The following is an 18,715-nucleotide window of genomic DNA, read 5'->3' on the forward strand; positions in this document are numbered from 1 at the left end:
GTCAAAGATCGAGTTCGTGACCTTCCAGGAGTTCCGGCGACACGTAGCCGAGCGAGCCGGAGGTCATGTAGTCGAGCTGGATCTTGAAGACCCGGGCCGAGTCCTTGTCGCGATTGGCGTATTTGAACCAGATCGGCACTGCGACCTCGGTCATCAACTCCACGTCGTCCTGAGTCAGGCGCGTCACTTCCGTTCCGTCCGCCTCGAACTTCGCCCAGGCTTCCTGGTCGGCCTTCTGGATCTTGGCATGGTGCAGGTCGGAATAGACGTGCGTTTCCATCTCCACGAATTGCTTCATCTGGTCCGACAGGGCATTCCACGAACTTTGCGAGACCGTGATGTCCATAAGGTCGACCGGCTGATAGAGCGACATGAAGCCCGGAGGGCCCATGGAGATGTATTTCGTCACCTGTGAGAAGCCGAGGGCGTAGTTCACCGCCGGGCCCACATAGTCGGCGACGTCGATCGTGCCCTTTTCCAGCGCGGGGAAGATTTCCGAGCCAGGAAGAACGGTCGTTTCCGCGCCGATCTCGGTGAAGACTTCGGCGACCATGCCGCCCGGCAGGCGCATCTTGCGACCGCGGAAATCGTCGATCGAACGGATCGGCACTTTCGAGTGGATGATGTTCGGGCCGTGGTGGACGGGGCCGACGTAGTGCATTCCCTGAGCGGAATAGAGTTCGCGGGCGATCTCAAGCCCGCCGAGCCCGTAGAAGAAGACATCCCACTCGTGCGGGTTGCGAAGGCCCAGCGGATAGGACGTCAGGAACGTCGCTGCCGGGATGATGCCTTGCGCATAGATCGTGAAGGGGTTCACCGCGTCGAGCACGCCGTTCTTCACGGCGTCGAAAAGCTGGAAGTCGCCGACGACGTCATTCGCGCCGAAAGGCTCGAACGCAAGCTCGCCGCCTGTCTTCTCGACGATCGTCGCGCACCAGTCCTTAAAGATCTGCAGGCCGGCGCCGCCGGGCCACGATGTCTGAATTTTCCAGGTGGTGCCCTGCGCCTGCGCGTTGGCGATATGCGGGGCGGCCAGCGCGCTTGCCGCAGCCACGCCCGCGCCTGCTTTCAAAAACCTGCGTCTGTTCAGTTTGGACGTCATGGGTTTTCCTCCCTTGTTCAACTGCGACAACGGCCGGCCGGGTCAAAATTGATTTGTATATGCCGGGTTGTGGCGCAGTCCCACGTTGCCTTCCCGAATAAATATTATGATAGCTACGCCGCCGGGTGAGGTAAACCGTCGGGTGCAAATTCAGAACGACTTATTATTTCCGTTTATGAAAATGTATTTATCCAAAAACATATATGCGTTGCACCAAAAATGCTGTTGCGGCGCAAATATTTAGGATAGCAAATTTAATTGCCCTCCAAGACGGAGCTGACTGGGACATTGCCGAATCATACCATATTCAATTGAGTGTACTGTGAGGCTTTATTCATTATGCGCTCACGTTGTCGCGACTCGACCGCGTGCATTATCAGTGAATTGCGCCTCAAGATTGTTAATCAATGTTCGTGCGAGCGTTGATAAACAGCCCGAATCGCGCGTTGGGCAGTAGCCAAGGCGCGAAAAATAAATAATATTATTCTGTCGAGTGCTGCGAGAAATCCAAATCAAGAAAAACGCGCAAGCACTCAATTTTCCATACGGGAGGAAACCTCATGAAGAAGATTTTGCTGGCCACCGCATGCCTGTTCCTGGGTGCGGGCATAGCCAATGCCCAGGCCCCCGTGCCGGACAATCTCGAAAAGCTCTCGAATTTCCAGAGCACGGGGACGACAGAATTCACCTTTATCGAGCAGACCGGCGAATATGCCGACGGCATCAGGAAAAATCTCGAACGCATCAAGATGCCGGACGGCTTCAAGATCGAGCTTTATGCCGTCGTTCCCGATGCGCGCCATATGGCGGTGGGTCCGCAAGGCATCGTAACCTTCGTCGGCACGCGCAAGGACAAGGTCTGGTCGGTGACCGACCGCAACAAGGACCGTGTGGCGGACGAGGTGAAGGATTTCGCGCCCTCGCTGAAATTCGCGATCCCGAACGGCCCCTGTTTCTCCAGCGACGGCTTCCTTTATATCGCCGAGCAGAACCGCGTTCTGGTCTATCCGGCGGCGGAATTCTTCTATGAAAGTCCGGATGTGGCGGCCTTCAACGTCGTCAAGCAGGGCGAACTTATCCCGCCGGAGGAGGAGAGCTACAACCACACCGCGCGCGTGTGCAAGATCGGGCCGGATGGCAAGCTTTACATTTCGCTTGGTCAGCCGTTCAACGTCACGCCGCCCGAAAAGCTCGACCTGTACAAGAAGCACGGCATCGGCGGCATGATCCGCATGAACACCGACGGTACCGGCCGTGAAGTCTATACCTACGGTATCCGGAACTCCGTGGGTCACGATTTCCACCCCGTCACCGGCGAACTCTGGTTCACCGATAACCAGGTGGACGGCATGGGCGATGACATTCCGCCGGGCGAAATCAACCGCCAGACGGCTCAGGGTCAGCACTTCGGCTTCCCCTGGTATGGCGGCGGCGATGTCCGCACGAACGAATACAAGGACGAGGAAGTGCCGGTCGATGTCGTGATGCCGGCGGTCGAAACGGTGGCGCATGCGGCTGACCTTGGTATGCACTTCTACACGGGCAACATGTTCCCCGCGCACTACAAGAACGCGATCTTTTCCGCTCAGCACGGATCGTGGAACCGTACGACGCCCGTCGGCGCCCGCGTGATGGTCACCCATATCGACGACGAGGGCAACGCGACCACGGAACCCTTCGCCGAAGGCTGGATTGACGAGAACGGCGAGTATCTCGGCCGACCGGTCGACGTGGCGGAGCTTCGCGACGGCTCGATCCTCGTTTCCGACGATCTTGCCGGTGCGATCTATCGCATTTCGTATGAGGGCAATTGATGCTTCGTGCCGCAATTCTCATCCTGGGCGGGGTCTTCCTCGCCCAGGGTGCATTCGCCGATGACCTGAACGGCGATCCGCAGGCCGGGCGCAAGAAAGCGGGTCAGTGCCGCACCTGCCACGGCCTTGACGGATATGCGAAAATTCCCATTGCCCCGCACATCGGCGGGGAACCCGCCAGTTACATTGCAAAGCAGCTCAAGGCTTTCAGGCAGGGCACCCGCACCCACGAAATGATGAGCGTGGTTGCAAAGAACCTTGACGATCAGTCGATCGCCGATCTCAGTGCCTGGTATTCGTCTCACGAGGTTTCCACCACGCTTCCTGCTGGCAAGAGCGAGGAGGATGCACCGGAGCTTTGCGTCGCCTGCCACGGCGCGACCGGCATCGGCCAGGTGGAGAACGTGCCAAATCTCGCCGGTGAAAGTGCGATCTATATCGATACGCAGTTGAAGGCCTTCCGACTCGGCAAGCGTACCGACGAGGTCATGTCCGCGATCGCCGCCGACCTGACGAATGAAGAAATCCGCGACCTCGCGGACTGGTATGCTTCGGTGAAACTCGAAATCACACAGTCGGAATAAGGGGTTGGAAAGTTTCGTGCGCGGCGCAGTTAGCGCCGCGCACGAGGACGCACAATCCGCTATATGGATCTTTACGTAGGCTCATTCGCTCTTCTAATACAGGCAAGGGAGATGAACTATGAACCCCCTTCCACCCTTCCAATGAATTTTGTGGGTGCGGTACTTGCCTTGGCCCTTCCTGCCACTGATCTGACCCCCGGTCCGGCTGCCGGCGATGCTTTGGCGGAAGAAACTCGAAAAGACCAGAGCCGACTGTCCCTGGCCGAAAACAATGGGTCAGGTGGATGACAGAGCCTGTATTTCGCATGTCGAACTGCACGGCCCGAATGGCATTCGTTATGTGCACCAGTATTCCGATAGATTGACGCTTTACAGCGCTCGCCACCGTGCGAATGAGACAATCTTTTTCAAGAACCGCGAGCTTCCGAGCGTTACGGCGAACCTCACGCTGGATACCGATGCGATGGTCAAGACCGTGACCGCCAGCTCGGAAGACGAGGTATTTTCGAAATCCGCAAGGCTTAGGGACCAGACCTTATTTGAGCGCTCCGGAAAGTTGGAGTCGGTATTGTCCGTCTTTTGCTGTACCAGCTGGTGTTAATCCAAGCCTCCGATGTGGCACTTTAGCGTTTTTCTGACATAATTTGATAAGATTGATCTATTGAAATGAATACTGTGCGCGTTGCGCAGTGAAGTAAGAATGGATGCGCCGTGCAAGGGCGAATTTTTAGTAATTGTAACGTCCTTGCAAGGCGCTTCTCTGGTGAAGAAATGCATGAAATCAATTTTTGGGCCAGAGTAACGGAAACCCCATGAGGCGTTATCTTCCATCCATGCCGGCCGGTGCACCGTGAGCTGGGAACCGAATGTCGCCTTCGGGCGTTAAGGGCGAAAGAGGGGCCTTTCTTGAATGCATCGCCAACGGATTGCCTCGCGCCTGATATCTCCGCGGCGCGGACCTGTGGGAAATATCGAGGCGATACTGCAAACTGCCTCGCGCGCGTCGCTGGTGTTCCTCGGCGCGGTCGGCCTCTTTATCGTGCTCAGGAACGCGCAGTTTCTGCTGGCGCCGATTTTCGTTGCGATCATCCTGGGGCTGATGTTCTCGCCGGTGGCGACGTTGATGGAGACGCGGCGTATTCCGCCGTCGATATCCGCCCTTGCGGTCGTCCTGCTCCTGCTTGTGATTATCGCGACTTGCGTCACGCTTTTCGCGCTGCCCCTGTCGGTCTGGATCGACCGTCTGCCGCTTATCTGGCGCAAGCTGCAGTTCCAGATTACCGGCTGGGAACCCTTTTTCGACTCCCTGTCCAACCTGCGCGATCAGCTTCGCGATATCGCCGGCCAAAGTTCGTCGATGAAGGTGACGGTGGAGGAAGATTCGACCGTTGCCCAGATCGCCTATATCGCGCCGACGATCGTCGCGCAGGTGCTCCTGTTCCTGGCAAGCCTTTACTTCTTCATCGCGACGCGGGACCGCATTCGCCTGAGCGTGCTTTCGCTCTGCTTCAGCCGTGCGGCAAAGCTGCGCGCGGCGCATTTCTTCCGCGATACGGAACGCGACGTCTCGGCCTATCTGCTTTCGATCACCTTCATCAACGCCGCGCTCGGCTTTGCCGTGGGTGTTGTGATGTTCGCCCTCGGCGTGCCGTCGCCTATGTTGTGGGGCCTTCTCGCTTTCACGCTCAACTATGTGATCTACGTAGGTCCGGCCTTGATGGTGGTGATCCTGCTTCTGGTAGGTATCGCGACGTTCAACACCTTTCCCGCACTGCTGGTGCCGGCGGGGGCCTATCTCGGGCTTAATGCGCTGGAGTCCCAGTTCGTTACGCCGCATGTTCTGGGACGCACGCTGACCCTCAATCCGTTCTTCGTGTTTCTCGCGCTCGCTTTCTGGCTCTGGCTTTGGGGCCCGGTCGGCGGGTTCATTGCCGTGCCGTCGATGCTGATCATCTATGCCGCGCTCAGGAACGCGCTTCCCATGAGCCAAAACCAACTGTTTTCCAGGAACAACTCCCCCGCCAGCGGCATTTCCCGAATGTGAGAACGCCGCTTGCGTCTTTTGCCGCATCATGCTGGCCCACACGCACTTGAGCGTGAATAAGTGTTAGCATCCGCGACGGAAGTTTCGGCTGATCCAATAAGCGACGAAATGGAGGTGACCTGAAATGGCGACTGCTTCACAGGCGAAGAAAACCACCGATGGCGAAAGTGGCCCCACCGTGGCCGATGTCGAAGCCCAGATCAGGAAGGTCCGCGCCGAGATCGCCACGCTGGCAGAAACCATTTCCGCCGTGGGTTCGAGCAAGGCGGGCGAATTGCGCGGAGAGGCGGAACGGCGGGCGGCCCAGCTTGCGGGCAAGGGAGAGGATATGGTCGCGGGCCTTGAGCAGGAACTTGCCGACCTGGAGCGAAGCCTCAAGAAAACGGTGCGCGAGAAGCCGTTTATCTCTCTTGGCGCGGCACTGCTTGCCGGCGTCATGGCCGGCTTGCTGCTGCGCCGCTAGGAAACCTTGCGATGATCCGTTTCCTCGGGACGATCATTGGCCTGGCGGGCCGGGAAGTCCGGGAGCGGCGGGACTGGCTTGCCACCTCCCTGTTTATCTGCGCGATATCGAGTTTCCTTGCGCTTGCGTCCGCTGCCGCGCTTCTTGTGGCCATGGGAATTGCGGTCGCCCGGTTTTACGGTCCTCTTGTCGGAGCGCTATCCGTTGCAGGGCTGTGTATCCTCTTGTCGCTGGCGCTTTTGATCGGGTGGAGGATAGCTGCGCGGCGGCACGCGAAAAGAATGCGCCGGCGTCGCCGCGGTCTCATGGGGCCGACGGTCGCCTCGCTGGCGGTGTCCGCATTGCCGCTTTCGCGCACGCCGCATATTCGCAAATCGCTTCTCGTCGCCGCCGGATTGTTCGCCATCGGATTTCTTCTGGCGTCGAGCGGTGGCGAAGGGGATGGAGATGGTGGCGACCAGGACCCATAGAATTGATGCAATTGGCACCTGAAACGGCAACGAGATGCAAGAAGAAGGGTGCGGAGCGGGTCACGAAAGCGAAGTCGCATTCGTGATAAGAAATCGCTTCAGAATTAAAGCCTCGAGCATGTCCTAACGAGAAGGATGATCGGTTCGGGGCCGCGTTGCCCTTCTTTGGCCGGACCGCCATCCATCTGGCGGGGAAAGAAAAAACGGGAGGGCTTTCTCCCTCCCGTCGAGTTGGGACCGGCCTTCAGGCGAACTCAGGCGAGTTCCGGCTGCGGATTGTGGCCGGTCCAGGCAGGGCGGAAATCAATCTCGCTGGATCATCCGATGCTTCGCCCCCCGCACCGATGGCGCGAGGAACGGCGAAGAACTGCCGTTCGTGCCGGTCACGGGAAGAGAATCGAATTGGGACAACACGCCTCCTCAGTGCAGCCGCATTTCCGAATTTGCGGCAGTGGCCGAGTCGTTTTCGGCTAAATCGATTTAATCGATCTAGAACGCATTTCTGAGCGCGTCAATCGTATGATTTATTATTCCTGTCAGGGAGTGAGGGAGCGTCGGTTCCCGCAACCGCCGCGTTCCAGTGCGCCTTGTCCCGGGCGGCCTTGATCTACCGGGAAGGCGTTTTCCTTGTTCAACGTGTGGGTTCTCCAGTTCAAAGAACTTGAGGTCATTCGTATTATTGTTTCGGTTGTCCGATATATTACGCTGCGAAAACAATGTTTTGGAAAAAAGACACATATTTCGTGCGGAATATAATGAATAGGCAATCATTTTGCTTGATTGTGGTTGTGTTCAGCTTCTGTATAGATTTTGGGTTTTGGAAAGAGCCTATGGCTAAAAAGAAAGGCAGACGGGGGCTGCCGCACATTAATCGCGGCCGTTTCGGCGGCATTGACGGTCCCATGCGTCCGGCAATCGGGAAACGCCGGGCAAGCCTGGTCTCGTTGGTTTGATCGTCGAGAAGGCCCATCAGCATGTATCGACTGATCAGTTGCCTGTCTGAGGAACACGTAACCTGGCTGCTGGGCGTTGCCGTGGTTATCAGCGTACTTTCCAGCATGGCGATTTTTGGCCTGATGGACAGGTCGCAGCGCGCCGGCAGGCTTGAGTACTTGTGGATCGGCGCGGCGGCGTTCACGGCGGGTGCCGGTATCTGGGCGACGCATTTCATCGGCATGCTGGCTTACGAGCCGGCTGGCGGTTCGTTTGTCTCATACGACCCCTTCTTGACGTTTCTTTCGCTGGCCGCGGCCGTCGTGCTGGCATTTCCCGCCCTCGTTCTCATGAAGGCGAGGGAAAGTTACGCACGCGCGGCCGCCTCGGCGGGGCTGGTGGTCGCGGCGATTTCGATCATGCATTTCGTCGGCATGACGGGCGTCCACGTGCCGGGACGGTTCACGTACGACCATTCGTATCTTGCTCTGGCCATTGCGGCGGGTTCGCTCTTCGCGCTCGGCTCCGCCTTTGTGTTCAAGCGTTTCGGCGGCTGCGTGCGCGGGCTTGTCGCGGCGGGCGGCCTGTTCGCGCTTTCCATCAACGCCCTGCATTTCATGGCCATGACAGCGGCAACCGTCCTGCCAGACCCGAGCGTCACCTTGAAGGGCGTGCTGCTGGAAAACGACGTTCTGGCAACCGGCATTGCCGGGGTGATGCTCGCCGTCATCAGCATAGCTGCCTGCGCCGTTGTCGCCGATGAACGGCTGCGGGCCGCACAGGACGAGGCGGCCCGCATGAACGCCCTTGCCGACGCCGTCGTCGAGGGGATCGCCGTCTTGAGCAACTGGAAGATCCTCGATGCCAACGCGAGCCTTGCGGCGATGTCGGGTCTTGGGCGCGGCGAACTTGTCGGGCGCCCGTTCGAGGACATCCTTCAGGTCGATTTCGATCTCGTCATGCCGGATGCAGGCGAGCCTTCCGGCCCCTTCGGCGGATCGCTCGTCACGAGGAAGGGCAGAAATCTGCCCGTGGAAGTCTATCTCAAGCGCGTTTCCTTCCGTGATGGCGAACGGACGATCGTCGCCGTTCGCGACCTTAGCGAACGGGCCAAGGCGGAAGCGCGGATCAACTACCTCGCGCACCACGACCCGCTGACGGGCCTGAGGAACCTGACGTCCCTTCGACAGGATCTTCCCCTGGCGGTGCGGCGTGCCGGATCGGCTGAATCCGCCGGCAAGCTGGGCATTTTCTATCTCGATCTCGACCGGTTCAAGGAAATCAACGACGCCTACGGCCATCCGACGGGGGACAGGCTGCTCTGCGCCCTGGCGGAGAGGATGAAGCGGCTGACGAACGAAAGCGCCTATCGACATGGCGGCGACGAATTCGTCGTTGTCAGGAAGGATGCCGGCGGCCCGCAGGATATAGCCTGCTTTGCCGCTCGTCTCATCGAGGAACTGTCGCGGCCCTATTATCTCGATGGCCGCCCGATGACGGTCGGCGTCAGCATCGGCATCAGCATCCTCGATGACGATTCATCGAGTGCGGACGACCTTTTGCGCAATGCCGACGTTGCGCTCTACCGCGCCAAGAGCGAGGGGCGCAGCACCTATCGCATTTTCGACAGGCACATGGGCGATGCCGTCAAGGCGCGCCAGGAAATCGAGCGGGAGCTCGACCGTGCCCTCGACAAGGTGGAGTTCGAGCTTGCCTATCAGCCGCAGCTCGATATGGCCTCGGGTGAAATAAGGGGGTTTGAAACGCTGCTTCGCTGGCGTTCGCGCAAGCTTGGAAACGTTCCTTTGAGCGCGTTCATTCCCGTAGCGGAAGAAAGCGGGGCGATCGAGGCGATCGGGGCATGGGTGATCCGTGCCGCCTGCCGGGATGCGGTGTCCTGGGACGAGCCGCTGATCGTGTCGGTTAATCTGTCGGCGGTTCAGTTTCGCCTGGGCAACCTCGTCGAAGTCGTGCGTGCGGCACTTGAGGACACGAACATCGATCCGGCCCGCCTCGAACTGGAAGTGACGGAATCCATCCTGCTTCACGACCGGGAGAACGCCGCGAGAATCCTGAACGATCTGCATGCACTCGGCGTGCGGATCGCGATGGACGATTTCGGCACTGGCTACTCTTCGCTCAGCTACCTGCAAGCCTACCCCTTCGATATCCTGAAAATCGACCGGTCCTTCGTGTCGCGGATCGGCAGCGGCGACCAGTCGAACACCATTGTGGAGACGATCATCGGCCTTGCGGCCGCGCTTGGCCTCACGGTCGTGGCGGAAGGTGTCGAGACCGACGAACAGGCTCAATTCCTTAAAGAGCGCGGCTGCGAGATCATCCAGGGGTATCTCGTTGGCGAACCGCTGCCTATCCATGCCTATGGCGAAATCGTACGAAACCGCTTCCTGAGGGAGCCTGCCCGCCTCACGCGTGGAATGGGGGCGTGAAGGCCAAAGCCTGAATGCGCTGACGCCGACGGCATTGCGGCTGGCCGCTCACCCTTCGCGGCCGGAGCGCGGCATCGGAAATGCGGGATGGCCGATCGGCTCGTCCTCCCCGTGATGGAATTCCACGAGATCGAAATTCGTCTCATCGATCGCCAGCACGGACAGATGGCCCCCGAAGCAGGCGCCGGTATCGATGTTCATGCGGTTGCGGCGCACCTCGGCCCGGCCCACGGGCGTATGGCCGTGGATGACGAACCTGGGCAGCGGGGCGTCGAAGGTCAGGAATTCGTCGCGGATCCAGATCAGGTCGTTCGGGTCCTGCTGCTCAAGCGGAACACCGGGGCGAATGCCGGCATGAACGAACATGAGGTCGCCGGCGGTCCATGACGTTGCAAGACCTTCCAGAAAACCGAGGTGCCGGGGTGGGATCGCGGCCTTGAAGTCCCGCGCAAGCGACAGAAGCCCCGCCTCGCCACGGTAATCGCATATGGAAAGCCCGTAGGAGCGGATGGTCTGGACGCCACCGATCGTGAGCCAGTACTCCCCGGCAAAGGGATCGTCGAGGAAGCCGAGCATTGCATCCTCATGGTTGCCTTTCAGCGCGATGTGTCTTGCCGGCGCGAAGGGATTGTTCGCCAGCCGCTCGATCACGGCGGCGCTTTCGGGCCCGCGGTCGATGTAGTCGCCAAGGGTTACCACGGCGGTATCCGGGTTGCCGCGCGCGCGCCTGTCCTCGGAGATCCATCTTGCCGCTTTGCCGAGAAGCCCGCAGGTCCCGTGAATATCGCCGATCGCGTAGATCAGCGCAGGGCTCGTTTTTTCGGTTGCGCTCATGACAGTAAATCTGGGGCGCTGGGCATGGCGGTTCAAAATAGGATATTTGGATATCGCTTTTTGTCCCGGTTTGCCCGGCGCGACGGACTATGGAAAAACTGTTCTGGTGTGCGGGAGGCGCATGGTTTAAGGGAGCGGACAGGCCGCCAGGGCGCTTTCAACGAAAGCGACCTGGATTCAACTATTGTGAGCATATCCTTATCGCAAAATCCTATTCGGATTTTGCGGGATGGGCTCTGGCCGATTTTCAGACGGAACCCGAAGACCGCCGAAACGAAGATGCCCGAAGTCAGGATCGCAGCCCTTTACAAGTTCGTGGACCTTGAAAACCATGAGGGCCTGCGCGAGCCGCTGCTTGCGTTTTGCAAGGCTCGGTCGATCTTCGGCAGCCTGCTTCTCGCACGCGAGGGGATCAACGGTACTGTCGCGGGCAGTTCCGCGTCGATCGATGAACTGCTTGCGTTTCTGCGCAAGGACGAGCGTTTTGCGGATTTGGAAGCCAAATTCTCATCCGCTGAGCGAAATCCCTTCAAGCGCATGAAGGTGCGTCTCAAGAAGGAAATCGTTTCGCTGGGCGTGGCTGAGGCCGATCCGCGCAAGCGTGTCGGCACCTATGTTGCGCCTGAGGACTGGAACGCCCTTGTTTCGGATCCGGATGTGGTTCTCGTCGATACCCGCAATGATTATGAGGTTGCCTTTGGCCGTTTCCAGGGCGCCGTCGACCCGGGCACGCGCTCGTTCCGGGAATTCGCCGACTGGGTGAAAAAGGCGAAGGAACTGAAGGAAAGGCCGAAGGTCGCCATGTATTGCACCGGCGGAATTCGCTGTGAAAAGGCGACGGCGCTTCTGTTGAACGAGGGTTTTGAGGAGGTTTATCACCTCAAGGGCGGCATCCTGAACTATCTGGAAAGGACGCCGGAGGCAGAAAGTCTCTGGTCCGGCTCCTGCTTCGTTTTTGACGAGCGGATTGCCGTCGACCATGATCTCGCCCCGACCTGGGGACGCGATGCGCCGCGCGATGCCTTCGCCATTTTGCCTCGCGAGGTGGTCGAAGGCGCGGACGATTAGTAGCCGGTTTCACTCGTCGAAGGCGAAGGCGGTCTTTCGCGTGACGGTGCGGATGGCAAAGGACGACCGCATGCGCGTCACCCCCGGCAGGCGCGACAGATGCTCCTTGTGGATCCGCTCGAAATCGGTCGGATCGGCGGCGGCAATGCGCAGCAGATAGTCGGCGTCGCCCGCCATCAGGTAGCATTCCATGATTTCCGAAGAACGGTTCACCGCCTTTTCGAAGGCGCCTAGCACCTCGCTCGACTGAGAGGTCAGCGAGATCTCCACGAAGATGTCCATGCGCCGTGAGATCTTCTTCGGGTCGAGCAGGGCGACATAGCGATCTATGACGCCGGCCTGCTCAAGCGCTTTCACCCGGCGCAGGCAGGCGGAGGCGGAAAGGCCGACAGCCTCCGCGAGCTCGGCGTTGGCGATCCGGCCGTCCTCTTGCAGGCGGGCCAGGATTTTCCGGTCGATCCTGTCGAGCTTCATTTTTGCCTCTGCCGCAGAGAATTCGATTTATGTCCAAAAATACGCTATATTATTGCGCCAGTAGAGCCATGCGCGTCAACTTCGCAAGAAAATGCGGGGCCAGACGCGCTATTATCTCTCAATGACAAACGGTGCCGGCAGCCGGCAAATGCGAGCGGCGGCGCTGCGGGATTTGGGAGGACGTCATGCGGATTGGTGTTCCGAAGGAAATCAAGAACCACGAATATCGCGTCGGCCTGACGCCGGCGAGCGTGCGCGAGGTTGTCGCGCATGGTCACGAGGTGGTCGTGGAAACGATGGCCGGGGCCGGTATCAACGCCGACGATGCAGCCTATGAAGAGGCGGGCGCGAAGGTTCTGAAAACGGCGGCCGAGGTTTTCGATGCCGCCGACATGATCGTCAAGGTGAAGGAACCGCAGGCGGCGGAACGCGCCATGTTGCGCCCCAAGCATGTTCTTTTCACCTATCTCCACCTCGCTCCCGACGCAGAGCAGACTGCGGATCTCGTCAAATCGGGCGCGACCTGTATTGCTTATGAAACCGTAACGGATGCGCGCGGCGGCCTGCCGCTTCTCGCGCCCATGTCGCAGGTCGCCGGCCGTCTGTCCATCCAGGCCGGCGCGACCGCGCTGCAGAAGGCGAACGGCGGCGCGGGCTTGTTGCTCGGCGGCGTTCCGGGCGTTGCTCCCGCGAAGGTCGTCGTGATTGGCGGCGGCGTCGTCGGCGCTCACGCCATCACCATGGCGCTTGGCCTCGGTGCTGATGTTACCGTGCTCGATCGCAATGTCGATGTGCTGGCTTCCCTGTCGCAGCGCTTCGGCTCCGCGCTCCGCACGGTCTATTCCACCGCGTCCACGGTCGAGCAATATGTGCTCGAGGCCGATCTTGTCGTTGGCGCGGTCCTTGTGGCCGGCGCCGCAGCTCCAAAGCTTGTCGGCGCAGACCTCGTCAAGCGCATGAAGCCGGGTTCGGTGCTCGTGGATGTCGCGATCGACCAGGGTGGCTGCTTCGCCACCTCCCACGCGACGACGCATACCGACCCGACCTATATCGTCGACGATGTGGTGCATTACTGCGTTGCCAACATGCCAGGCGCCGTGCCGATCACGTCCACGAACGCGCTTAACAATGTCACGTTGCCGTTCGTGCTGGCTCTTGCCGACAAGGGCTACCAGAAGGCGCTGCTCGACGATCCGCATCTCCTGCCGGGGCTGAACGTCTACCGGGGTCAGGTGACCTGCGAGGCTGTGGCAAGCGCGCTCGGGTATGACTACCTCGCGCCGGAGCAGGCGCTGAAGGGCATTCCGGCAGCGGCCTGATCTGGAATTTCAGAGCCGGCAAGAATGAAAAAAAGCCGGCGGAGCGATCCGCCGGCTTTAATTTTCCTGCCTCGGAAGCGGTGCTTCACGGGCAGGCGACATAATAGCGCCGGCCATAGCGGTCCGTCGCGACGCAGTTCTTTGGCGTGGTCGCCGCACCGATCACGCCGCCGCCGACGGCACCGATCGCTGCACCCGCAACGGCAGCCCCCGCGCCGCCGCCGGTCGCCGCACCGATGGCGGCTCCCGTCGCAGCCCCGAGACCGCCGCCAACCAGCGCCCGGTCCCTCTGGCTGTCGGACTGGCAGCCGGCGAGCGCGAGCGAACAGGCCGCGATGGCCAGTATCTTGTTCATGCAAACTCCTTACGCATTGGGCCGGGCCGTTTCCGATCCGGCCTGGCTGCTGGTGTATCGCCCTTGCTTACGGGCAGGCGACGTAGTAGCGCCGGCCGTAACGGTCCGTCGCGATGCAGTTTTTCGGCGTCGTCGCCGAGCCGACGATGGCGCCGCCTGCGCCGCCGATCACGCCGCCCACCAGCGCGCCGCCCACATCGCCGGTCGCCGCGGCGCCTATGGCGGCACCCGTAGCCGCTCCAAGGCCGCCGCCCACGAGGGCACGGTCGCGTTGGCTGTCGGACTGGCAGCCGGCAAGAAGAAGCGCGCAAGCCGCAGTGGCCAGAATCTTGTACATGTTGCCTCCTGTTATCATAGGCCGGAAACCGATAGGTCCGCCGCCGGCCATTCCGTTCGCCCGCCTCATGGGCAGGCCACCCTGTAGCGCCGGCCGTAGCGGTCCGTCGCGACACAATTCTCCAGTGTCGTGGCAGCACCCCCCGGCGGTGCCCGCAGAGGCACCCTCCATGCCACCGTCGGTCGCGGTGGCTTTGGTCGCAAGGGGATCATTATGCATCAATCTGCCTCCGCGATGCTCTCGAAATCTTGAACCTGCGACCGGATATCCGGTCGATAGGCATGTCATTATACGATCCGCGAACCCGGCACTCCTTGCGCCATGTCATTTGGTTGGCCGAATAACGCTTACTCTAACAAATATCAGCCGTTTTGCTGAAGAATGTGACTCGCGTCACAAATCAGAAATTTCTCCTTCCCGGATCGATTGTTTTGCCTCTTGGTTACTTACCCTAGCGGAAGGGCAAATACCGCGTTTCCTGCTCGAATTTGCCTTGCCCACGTGTTTGTTCCATGTGCGAAGCCGGGCCCTTGTGTTCGACGTCGCGGCGGGCGGAAACGGATTTTCCCGTCCCCGCTTTCGCACCTTCTGGACAAATGCGCCAAAATCGCGACAGCCTTGATGCTGAAAGCAAATTATCCATAGAAGAAAAAGGAGCGCCCGATGGCGAACGACGCTGAGACGAGGAAATTCCTGGAACGGGCGATTGCCGCCGGCGCCGGGGAAACCCAGGCCGATCTTGTGATCAGGAACGCCCGGCTCTTCAGCGTTATCGACGGCTCGCTGACTGAAACCGACATCGCCGTCGTGGGCGACCGTATTGTCGGAACCCATGCCCGCTACCGCGGCGAAACGGAGGTCGACGCGGAAGGGCGGGTCGTCGTTCCAGGTTTCATCGATACGCATTTGCACATCGAATCCTCGCTGGTGACCCCGTTCGAGTTCGACCGCTGCGTGTTGCCGCATGGCGTGACGACGGCAATCTGCGATCCGCATGAGATCGCCAATGTTTGCGGCGTCGAAGGCATTCGCTATTTCCTGGACGCGTCTACCCGCACGCTGATGGATATTCGCGTCAATCTCTCCTCCTGCGTGCCGGCCACCAGTTTCGAAACGGCGGGCGCGCGGCTGGAGATTGGGGATCTGGAGCCGCTCCGCGATCACCCTTCGGTCATCGGCCTTGCCGAATTCATGAATTTCCCCGGCGTTCTCGCGCGCGATCCCGGCGCAATCGCAAAGCTCGCCGTATTTCAGGACGGGCATATCGACGGGCATTCGCCGCTTTTGTCGGGCCTTGCTCTCAATGGCTATCTTGCGGCCCGCATCCGCACCGACCATGAGGCGACGACGGCCAAAGAGGCGCTGGAAAAGCTTGCAAAGGGCATGACGATCCTCATTCGCGAAGGTTCGGTATCGAAGGATCTCGATGCGCTTGCATCCATACTCACGCCGGACAACGCTTCCTTCGTCTGCCTTTGCACCGATGACCGAAACCCGCTGGATATCGCGGAGGAAGGCCATCTCGACAGCATGATCCGCCGCCTGATCGCCCATGGCGTGAGGCCGGTGGATGCCTATCGCGCGGCAAGCTGGTCGGCGGCAACTGCCTTCGGCCTTCGCGACCGCGGCCTCGTCGCGCCGGGCTGGCGGGCGGATTTCGTGCTTCTGGACGATCTGGAGGATTGCCGCGTTCACAAGGTCTTTGCCCGCGGGCGCGAGGCCACGCCGGAAGCTTTCGCCGCCCGGGAAACGGTCGCGCCGGTTGCGCTCGACAGCGTGAAGCTGTCGAAGGTCTCAAAGGACGATTTCAAGGTGAAGGCGAGCGGGGCAAACGAGGCGTCTGTCATCGGTGTCGTTCCGGGGCGAATCATTACGGAGCACTTGAAAAAGACGCTTCCCGTCGAAGGTGGTCTTTTGGGCAGCGATCCATCTCAGGACGTCGTCAAGGTCGCCGTTGTCGAACGGCACGGCGTCAACGGAAATATCGGGCGCGGCTTCGTCTCCGGTTTCGGCTTGCAGCGCGGGGCCATCGCCTCGTCCGTCGGCCACGATAGTCACAATATCTGCGTGATCGGCGCGGATGACGTTTCGATGGCGGCCGCCGTCAATCGGCTGGTGGAGTTGAAGGGAGGTTTTGCCGTCGCCGATGGCGAGCGTATCCTTGCCGAGCTGGCGCTTCCGCTGGCCGGCCTGATGAGCCTTGAGCCTTTCGAAACGGTCAGGCACACGCTTGAGGCCTTGCGCGAGGCGGCGAAGGAGATTGGCTGCACCTTGCCGGAACCTTTCCTTCAGGTCGCCTTTCTGCCGCTGCCGGTCATCCCGCACCTCAAGATCACCGACAAGGGGCTGTTCGATGCCGATCGCTTCGAGCTTGTCGATTGATTCCGGGCATCGATCTCCCGTTCACTTGATGTGATGCAGGCCCGCCTTGGGGTACAATATGAAGAAAATATGAAGGGGGTACCCTTACGTTGGCAGTTGACGTAAACGGAAGGGCGCTGCATTTATCGTCTTCGCTTGGGGGAAGGCCGTGAAGGTGGCCTGTTTCGGTGAAGGCGGCGCTGATTGGGGAGAGACATCGGGTTTCGGTCAGCGGGGAGTTGAGCATATTCCGTCGCAGCGCCTTGCGTTTTGACGACGAGGATTTGCTCCGACAAATTGAATCTTGGGCAATTTCCGATCACGAAAGCGCTCTGGAGGCATTTTTTGGGAGGATACGGATCATGAATGAGACTGAGGCCTGGCTCGCCACCTTCAGACCGCGGCCGCTGCATGAATATATCGACGAAGCGGTGAGCCGTTTCGCCGACAGGCCGGCGGTTGATTTTCTTGGCAGGGGCTGGACCTATGCCGAGCTTGGGCGGATGATCGACCAGGTTGCTGCGGGGTTGAGGTCGCTCGGCGTGGAAAAGGGCACGCGCGTGGGCTTGTGCCTGCCGAACACGCCCTATTACACCGCCTATTATTTCGCGGTCCTGAAGCTCGGCGGCATCGTCGTGAACTTCAATCCTCTCTACGTCCAGCGCGAAATTGCCTTCCAGGCGCGTGATTCCGGCGCGCGCATCATGGTCACGCTCGACTTGAAGATGATCTACGACAAGGTGGAGGACGTGCGCAGGGAAGGCGCGCTCGACAAGATCGTCGTCTGCCGCATGGCCGATATCCTGCCTCAGCCGAAGAAGTTTCTTTTCACGCTTCTCAAGGCGGGCGAGCGCGCGGTCGTGCCAAGCGACGAGGCGCACATCTTCCACAACGATCTTGCGGCGAAGGGCGGCAGCGCCGAAGCGGCGGAAATTGATCCGCTGGAGGATGTCGCGGTGCTGCAATATACCGGCGGCACCACCGGCGTGCCGAAGGGCGCGATGCTTACCCACGGCAATCTTTCGGCCAATATCGAGCAGATGCGCACCTGCTTTTCCGCGGCCGAGCCGGGGCGTGAGAAAATGCTCTGCGTCTTGCCGTTCTTCCACGTCTTCGCGATGACGGTGGTCCAGAACAAGTCGGTCGCCCTTGGCGCGGAGATGGTGATGATCCCGCGTTTCGAGCTGAAACTCCTGCTCGATACGATCAAGCGCAAGAAAATCACCCTCTTCCCGGGCGTGCCGACGCTTTACACCGCCATCAACAATGCCCGGCTCACGCGCAAATACGACCTGAAGTCGATCAAGTTCTGCCTCTCGGGCGGCGCGCCTTTGCCGGTCGAGGTGAAGAACCAGTTCGAGGCCATGACCGGCTGCATGCTCGTCGAAGGCTATGGCCTGACGGAAGCTTCTCCAGTCGTTTGCGCCAATCCGCTTGACGAAAGCCGGCGCGCGGGCTCGATCGGCGTTCCGATGCCGGGTACCCGCGTGGAGTTTCGCGATCTCGAAGATCCCTCGAAGGTCGTTGAGAAGGGCGAAAAGGGCGAACTCGTCGCCATTGGCCCTCAGGTGATGAAGGGTTACTGGAACCGTCCGGAAGAAACGGCCAAGACGATCGAGGACGGCGCGCTTCACACCGGCGATGTCGGATACATGGATGAAGACGGTTTCGTTCATCTGGTGGACCGGATCAAGGACCTCATCATCTGCTCCGGCTATAACGTCTATCCTCGGGTGATCGAAGAAGCGCTTTATCAGCACGAAGCCGTTGCGGAAGCGATCGTCATCGCGGTTCCCGACGATTATCGCGGCCAGGCGCCGAAGGCTTTCGTCAAGCTGAAGGCGGGCAGCGATGTGGATGCCGAAGGGCTGAAGGCCTTCCTTCGCGGGCATCTGTCGACGATCGAGCTTCCGCGCGAGATCGAGTTCCGCGACGAATTGCCGAAAACGCTTGTCGGCAAGTTGTCGAAGAAGGAACTCGTTGAAGAGGAAAACGCGAAAAGGGCTGCATCTTCAGCGGCCTGAGCGCGATATGGGCATAATTGACGGTGGGCGGACTGGAAGAGTTCGCCCGCTGTTGCATTTACTTGCGGCAAAGACCTAATCTC

Annotated in this window: 16 protein-coding genes; 11 read left to right on the forward strand and 5 right to left on the reverse strand. The window is 60.1% G+C overall.

Annotated features, from left to right (window positions below):
- Window position 1: 1 nt before the first annotated feature.
- Entirely contained in the window at window positions 2-1,102 is a 1,101-nt protein-coding gene (gene dctP / locus HPQ64_RS09615; protein ID WP_172888123.1) for a TRAP transporter substrate-binding protein DctP, read from the reverse strand.
- A gap of 560 nt (window positions 1,103-1,662) precedes the next feature.
- Between dctP and HPQ64_RS09620 the strand changes: the two genes are divergently transcribed.
- The 7 genes from HPQ64_RS09620 to HPQ64_RS09650 all read left to right on the forward strand — a co-directional run bounded on the left by HPQ64_RS09620 (window position 1,663) and on the right by HPQ64_RS09650 (window position 9,860).
- Entirely contained in the window at window positions 1,663-2,916 is a 1,254-nt protein-coding gene (locus HPQ64_RS09620) for a PQQ-dependent sugar dehydrogenase (protein WP_172888124.1), read from the forward strand.
- Window positions 2,916-3,500 (forward strand): c-type cytochrome, encoded by a 585-nt coding sequence (locus tag HPQ64_RS09625; protein WP_172888125.1) that lies wholly within the window; start codon window positions 2,916-2,918, stop codon window positions 3,498-3,500. Before HPQ64_RS09620 ends, HPQ64_RS09625 begins: the two co-directional genes overlap by 1 nt.
- Window positions 3,501-3,771: 271 nt before the next feature.
- The gene (locus tag HPQ64_RS09630) at window positions 3,772-4,101 is read left to right on the forward strand and encodes a hypothetical protein (protein WP_172888126.1); all 330 of its coding nucleotides are present in this window, start codon (window positions 3,772-3,774) and stop codon (window positions 4,099-4,101) included.
- Between the two features lie 360 nt (window positions 4,102-4,461).
- Window positions 4,462-5,544: an AI-2E family transporter gene (locus tag HPQ64_RS09635; RefSeq protein ID WP_172888127.1), complete on the forward strand. Its 1,083-nt coding sequence runs from the start codon at window positions 4,462-4,464 to the stop codon at window positions 5,542-5,544.
- Between the two features lie 124 nt (window positions 5,545-5,668).
- Complete coding sequence (locus HPQ64_RS09640) at window positions 5,669-6,007, forward strand: ElaB/YgaM/YqjD family protein (protein WP_172888128.1); 339 nt, start codon at window positions 5,669-5,671, stop codon at window positions 6,005-6,007.
- A gap of 11 nt (window positions 6,008-6,018) precedes the next feature.
- Window positions 6,019-6,477 carry a hypothetical protein gene (locus HPQ64_RS09645; RefSeq protein WP_172888129.1) on the forward strand — a complete coding sequence of 153 codons (459 nt, stop codon included), beginning with the start codon at window positions 6,019-6,021 and terminating at the stop codon, window positions 6,475-6,477.
- 974 nt (window positions 6,478-7,451) lie between these two features.
- Window positions 7,452-9,860, forward strand: a complete 2,409-nt coding sequence (locus HPQ64_RS09650; RefSeq protein WP_172888130.1) for a bifunctional diguanylate cyclase/phosphodiesterase — start codon at window positions 7,452-7,454, stop codon at window positions 9,858-9,860.
- A 48-nt stretch (window positions 9,861-9,908) separates the two neighbouring features.
- Here HPQ64_RS09650 and HPQ64_RS09655 read toward each other — a convergent pair whose 3' ends face one another.
- On the reverse strand, window positions 9,909-10,694 hold the full coding sequence (locus tag HPQ64_RS09655) for a metallophosphoesterase (protein ID WP_172888131.1): 786 nt from the start codon (window positions 10,692-10,694) through the stop codon (window positions 9,909-9,911).
- Between the two features lie 279 nt (window positions 10,695-10,973).
- On the opposite strand from HPQ64_RS09655, the gene trhO reads away from it, so the two are divergent.
- On the forward strand, window positions 10,974-11,762 hold the full coding sequence (gene trhO, locus HPQ64_RS09660) for an oxygen-dependent tRNA uridine(34) hydroxylase TrhO (protein WP_172888132.1): 789 nt from the start codon (window positions 10,974-10,976) through the stop codon (window positions 11,760-11,762).
- A 9-nt stretch (window positions 11,763-11,771) separates the two neighbouring features.
- Here the strand turns inward: trhO and HPQ64_RS09665 are convergent, their stop codons facing one another.
- Complete coding sequence (locus tag HPQ64_RS09665; RefSeq protein WP_172888133.1) at window positions 11,772-12,236, reverse strand: Lrp/AsnC family transcriptional regulator; 465 nt, start codon at window positions 12,234-12,236, stop codon at window positions 11,772-11,774.
- Window positions 12,237-12,421: 185 nt separating this feature from the next.
- Between HPQ64_RS09665 and ald the strand changes: the two genes are divergently transcribed.
- The gene (ald, locus tag HPQ64_RS09670) at window positions 12,422-13,555 is read left to right on the forward strand and encodes an alanine dehydrogenase (RefSeq protein ID WP_172888134.1); all 1,134 of its coding nucleotides are present in this window, start codon (window positions 12,422-12,424) and stop codon (window positions 13,553-13,555) included.
- Window positions 13,556-13,640: 85 nt separating this feature from the next.
- Here the strand turns inward: ald and HPQ64_RS09675 are convergent, their stop codons facing one another.
- Both HPQ64_RS09675 and HPQ64_RS09680 read right to left on the reverse strand, forming a co-directional pair.
- Entirely contained in the window at window positions 13,641-13,910 is a 270-nt protein-coding gene (locus HPQ64_RS09675) for a glycine zipper domain-containing protein (RefSeq protein WP_172888135.1), read from the reverse strand.
- 67 nt (window positions 13,911-13,977) lie between these two features.
- Entirely contained in the window at window positions 13,978-14,247 is a 270-nt protein-coding gene (locus HPQ64_RS09680) for a glycine zipper domain-containing protein (RefSeq protein ID WP_172888136.1), read from the reverse strand.
- 663 nt (window positions 14,248-14,910) lie between these two features.
- Here HPQ64_RS09680 and ade point away from each other — a divergent pair.
- On the forward strand, window positions 14,911-16,629 hold the full coding sequence (gene ade / locus HPQ64_RS09685; protein WP_172888137.1) for an adenine deaminase: 1,719 nt from the start codon (window positions 14,911-14,913) through the stop codon (window positions 16,627-16,629).
- 341 nt (window positions 16,630-16,970) lie between these two features.
- Window positions 16,971-18,632, forward strand: a complete 1,662-nt coding sequence (locus tag HPQ64_RS09690) for a long-chain-fatty-acid--CoA ligase (protein ID WP_172888138.1) — start codon at window positions 16,971-16,973, stop codon at window positions 18,630-18,632.
- The last annotated feature ends 83 nt before the right edge of the window (window positions 18,633-18,715 follow it).

Origin of the sequence: Hongsoonwoonella zoysiae (assembly GCF_013266695.1) — a bacterium.
In the GTDB taxonomy this organism is placed as follows: domain Bacteria; phylum Pseudomonadota; class Alphaproteobacteria; order Rhizobiales; family Stappiaceae; genus Hongsoonwoonella; species Hongsoonwoonella zoysiae.

What these genes read in the sequence shown, in the direction of transcription:
- dctP (WP_172888123.1), bottom strand. Translation starts at nt 1,102, where the DNA reads ATGACGTCCAAACTGAACAGACGCAGGTTTTTGAAAGCAGGCGCGGGC.
- HPQ64_RS09620 (WP_172888124.1), top strand. Translation starts at nt 1,663, where the DNA reads ATGAAGAAGATTTTGCTGGCCACCGCATGCCTGTTCCTGGGTGCGGGC.
- HPQ64_RS09625 (WP_172888125.1), top strand. Translation starts at nt 2,916, where the DNA reads ATGCTTCGTGCCGCAATTCTCATCCTGGGCGGGGTCTTCCTCGCCCAG.
- HPQ64_RS09630 (WP_172888126.1), top strand. Translation starts at nt 3,772, where the DNA reads ATGGGTCAGGTGGATGACAGAGCCTGTATTTCGCATGTCGAACTGCAC.
- HPQ64_RS09640 (WP_172888128.1), top strand. Translation starts at nt 5,669, where the DNA reads ATGGCGACTGCTTCACAGGCGAAGAAAACCACCGATGGCGAAAGTGGC.
- HPQ64_RS09645 (WP_172888129.1), top strand. Translation starts at nt 6,019, where the DNA reads ATGATCCGTTTCCTCGGGACGATCATTGGCCTGGCGGGCCGGGAAGTC.
- HPQ64_RS09650 (WP_172888130.1), top strand. Translation starts at nt 7,452, where the DNA reads ATGTATCGACTGATCAGTTGCCTGTCTGAGGAACACGTAACCTGGCTG.
- HPQ64_RS09655 (WP_172888131.1), bottom strand. Translation starts at nt 10,694, where the DNA reads ATGAGCGCAACCGAAAAAACGAGCCCTGCGCTGATCTACGCGATCGGC.
- trhO (WP_172888132.1), top strand. Translation starts at nt 10,974, where the DNA reads ATGCCCGAAGTCAGGATCGCAGCCCTTTACAAGTTCGTGGACCTTGAA.
- HPQ64_RS09665 (WP_172888133.1), bottom strand. Translation starts at nt 12,236, where the DNA reads ATGAAGCTCGACAGGATCGACCGGAAAATCCTGGCCCGCCTGCAAGAG.
- ald (WP_172888134.1), top strand. Translation starts at nt 12,422, where the DNA reads ATGCGGATTGGTGTTCCGAAGGAAATCAAGAACCACGAATATCGCGTC.
- HPQ64_RS09675 (WP_172888135.1), bottom strand. Translation starts at nt 13,910, where the DNA reads ATGAACAAGATACTGGCCATCGCGGCCTGTTCGCTCGCGCTCGCCGGC.
- HPQ64_RS09680 (WP_172888136.1), bottom strand. Translation starts at nt 14,247, where the DNA reads ATGTACAAGATTCTGGCCACTGCGGCTTGCGCGCTTCTTCTTGCCGGC.
- ade (WP_172888137.1), top strand. Translation starts at nt 14,911, where the DNA reads ATGGCGAACGACGCTGAGACGAGGAAATTCCTGGAACGGGCGATTGCC.
- HPQ64_RS09690 (WP_172888138.1), top strand. Translation starts at nt 16,971, where the DNA reads ATGAATGAGACTGAGGCCTGGCTCGCCACCTTCAGACCGCGGCCGCTG.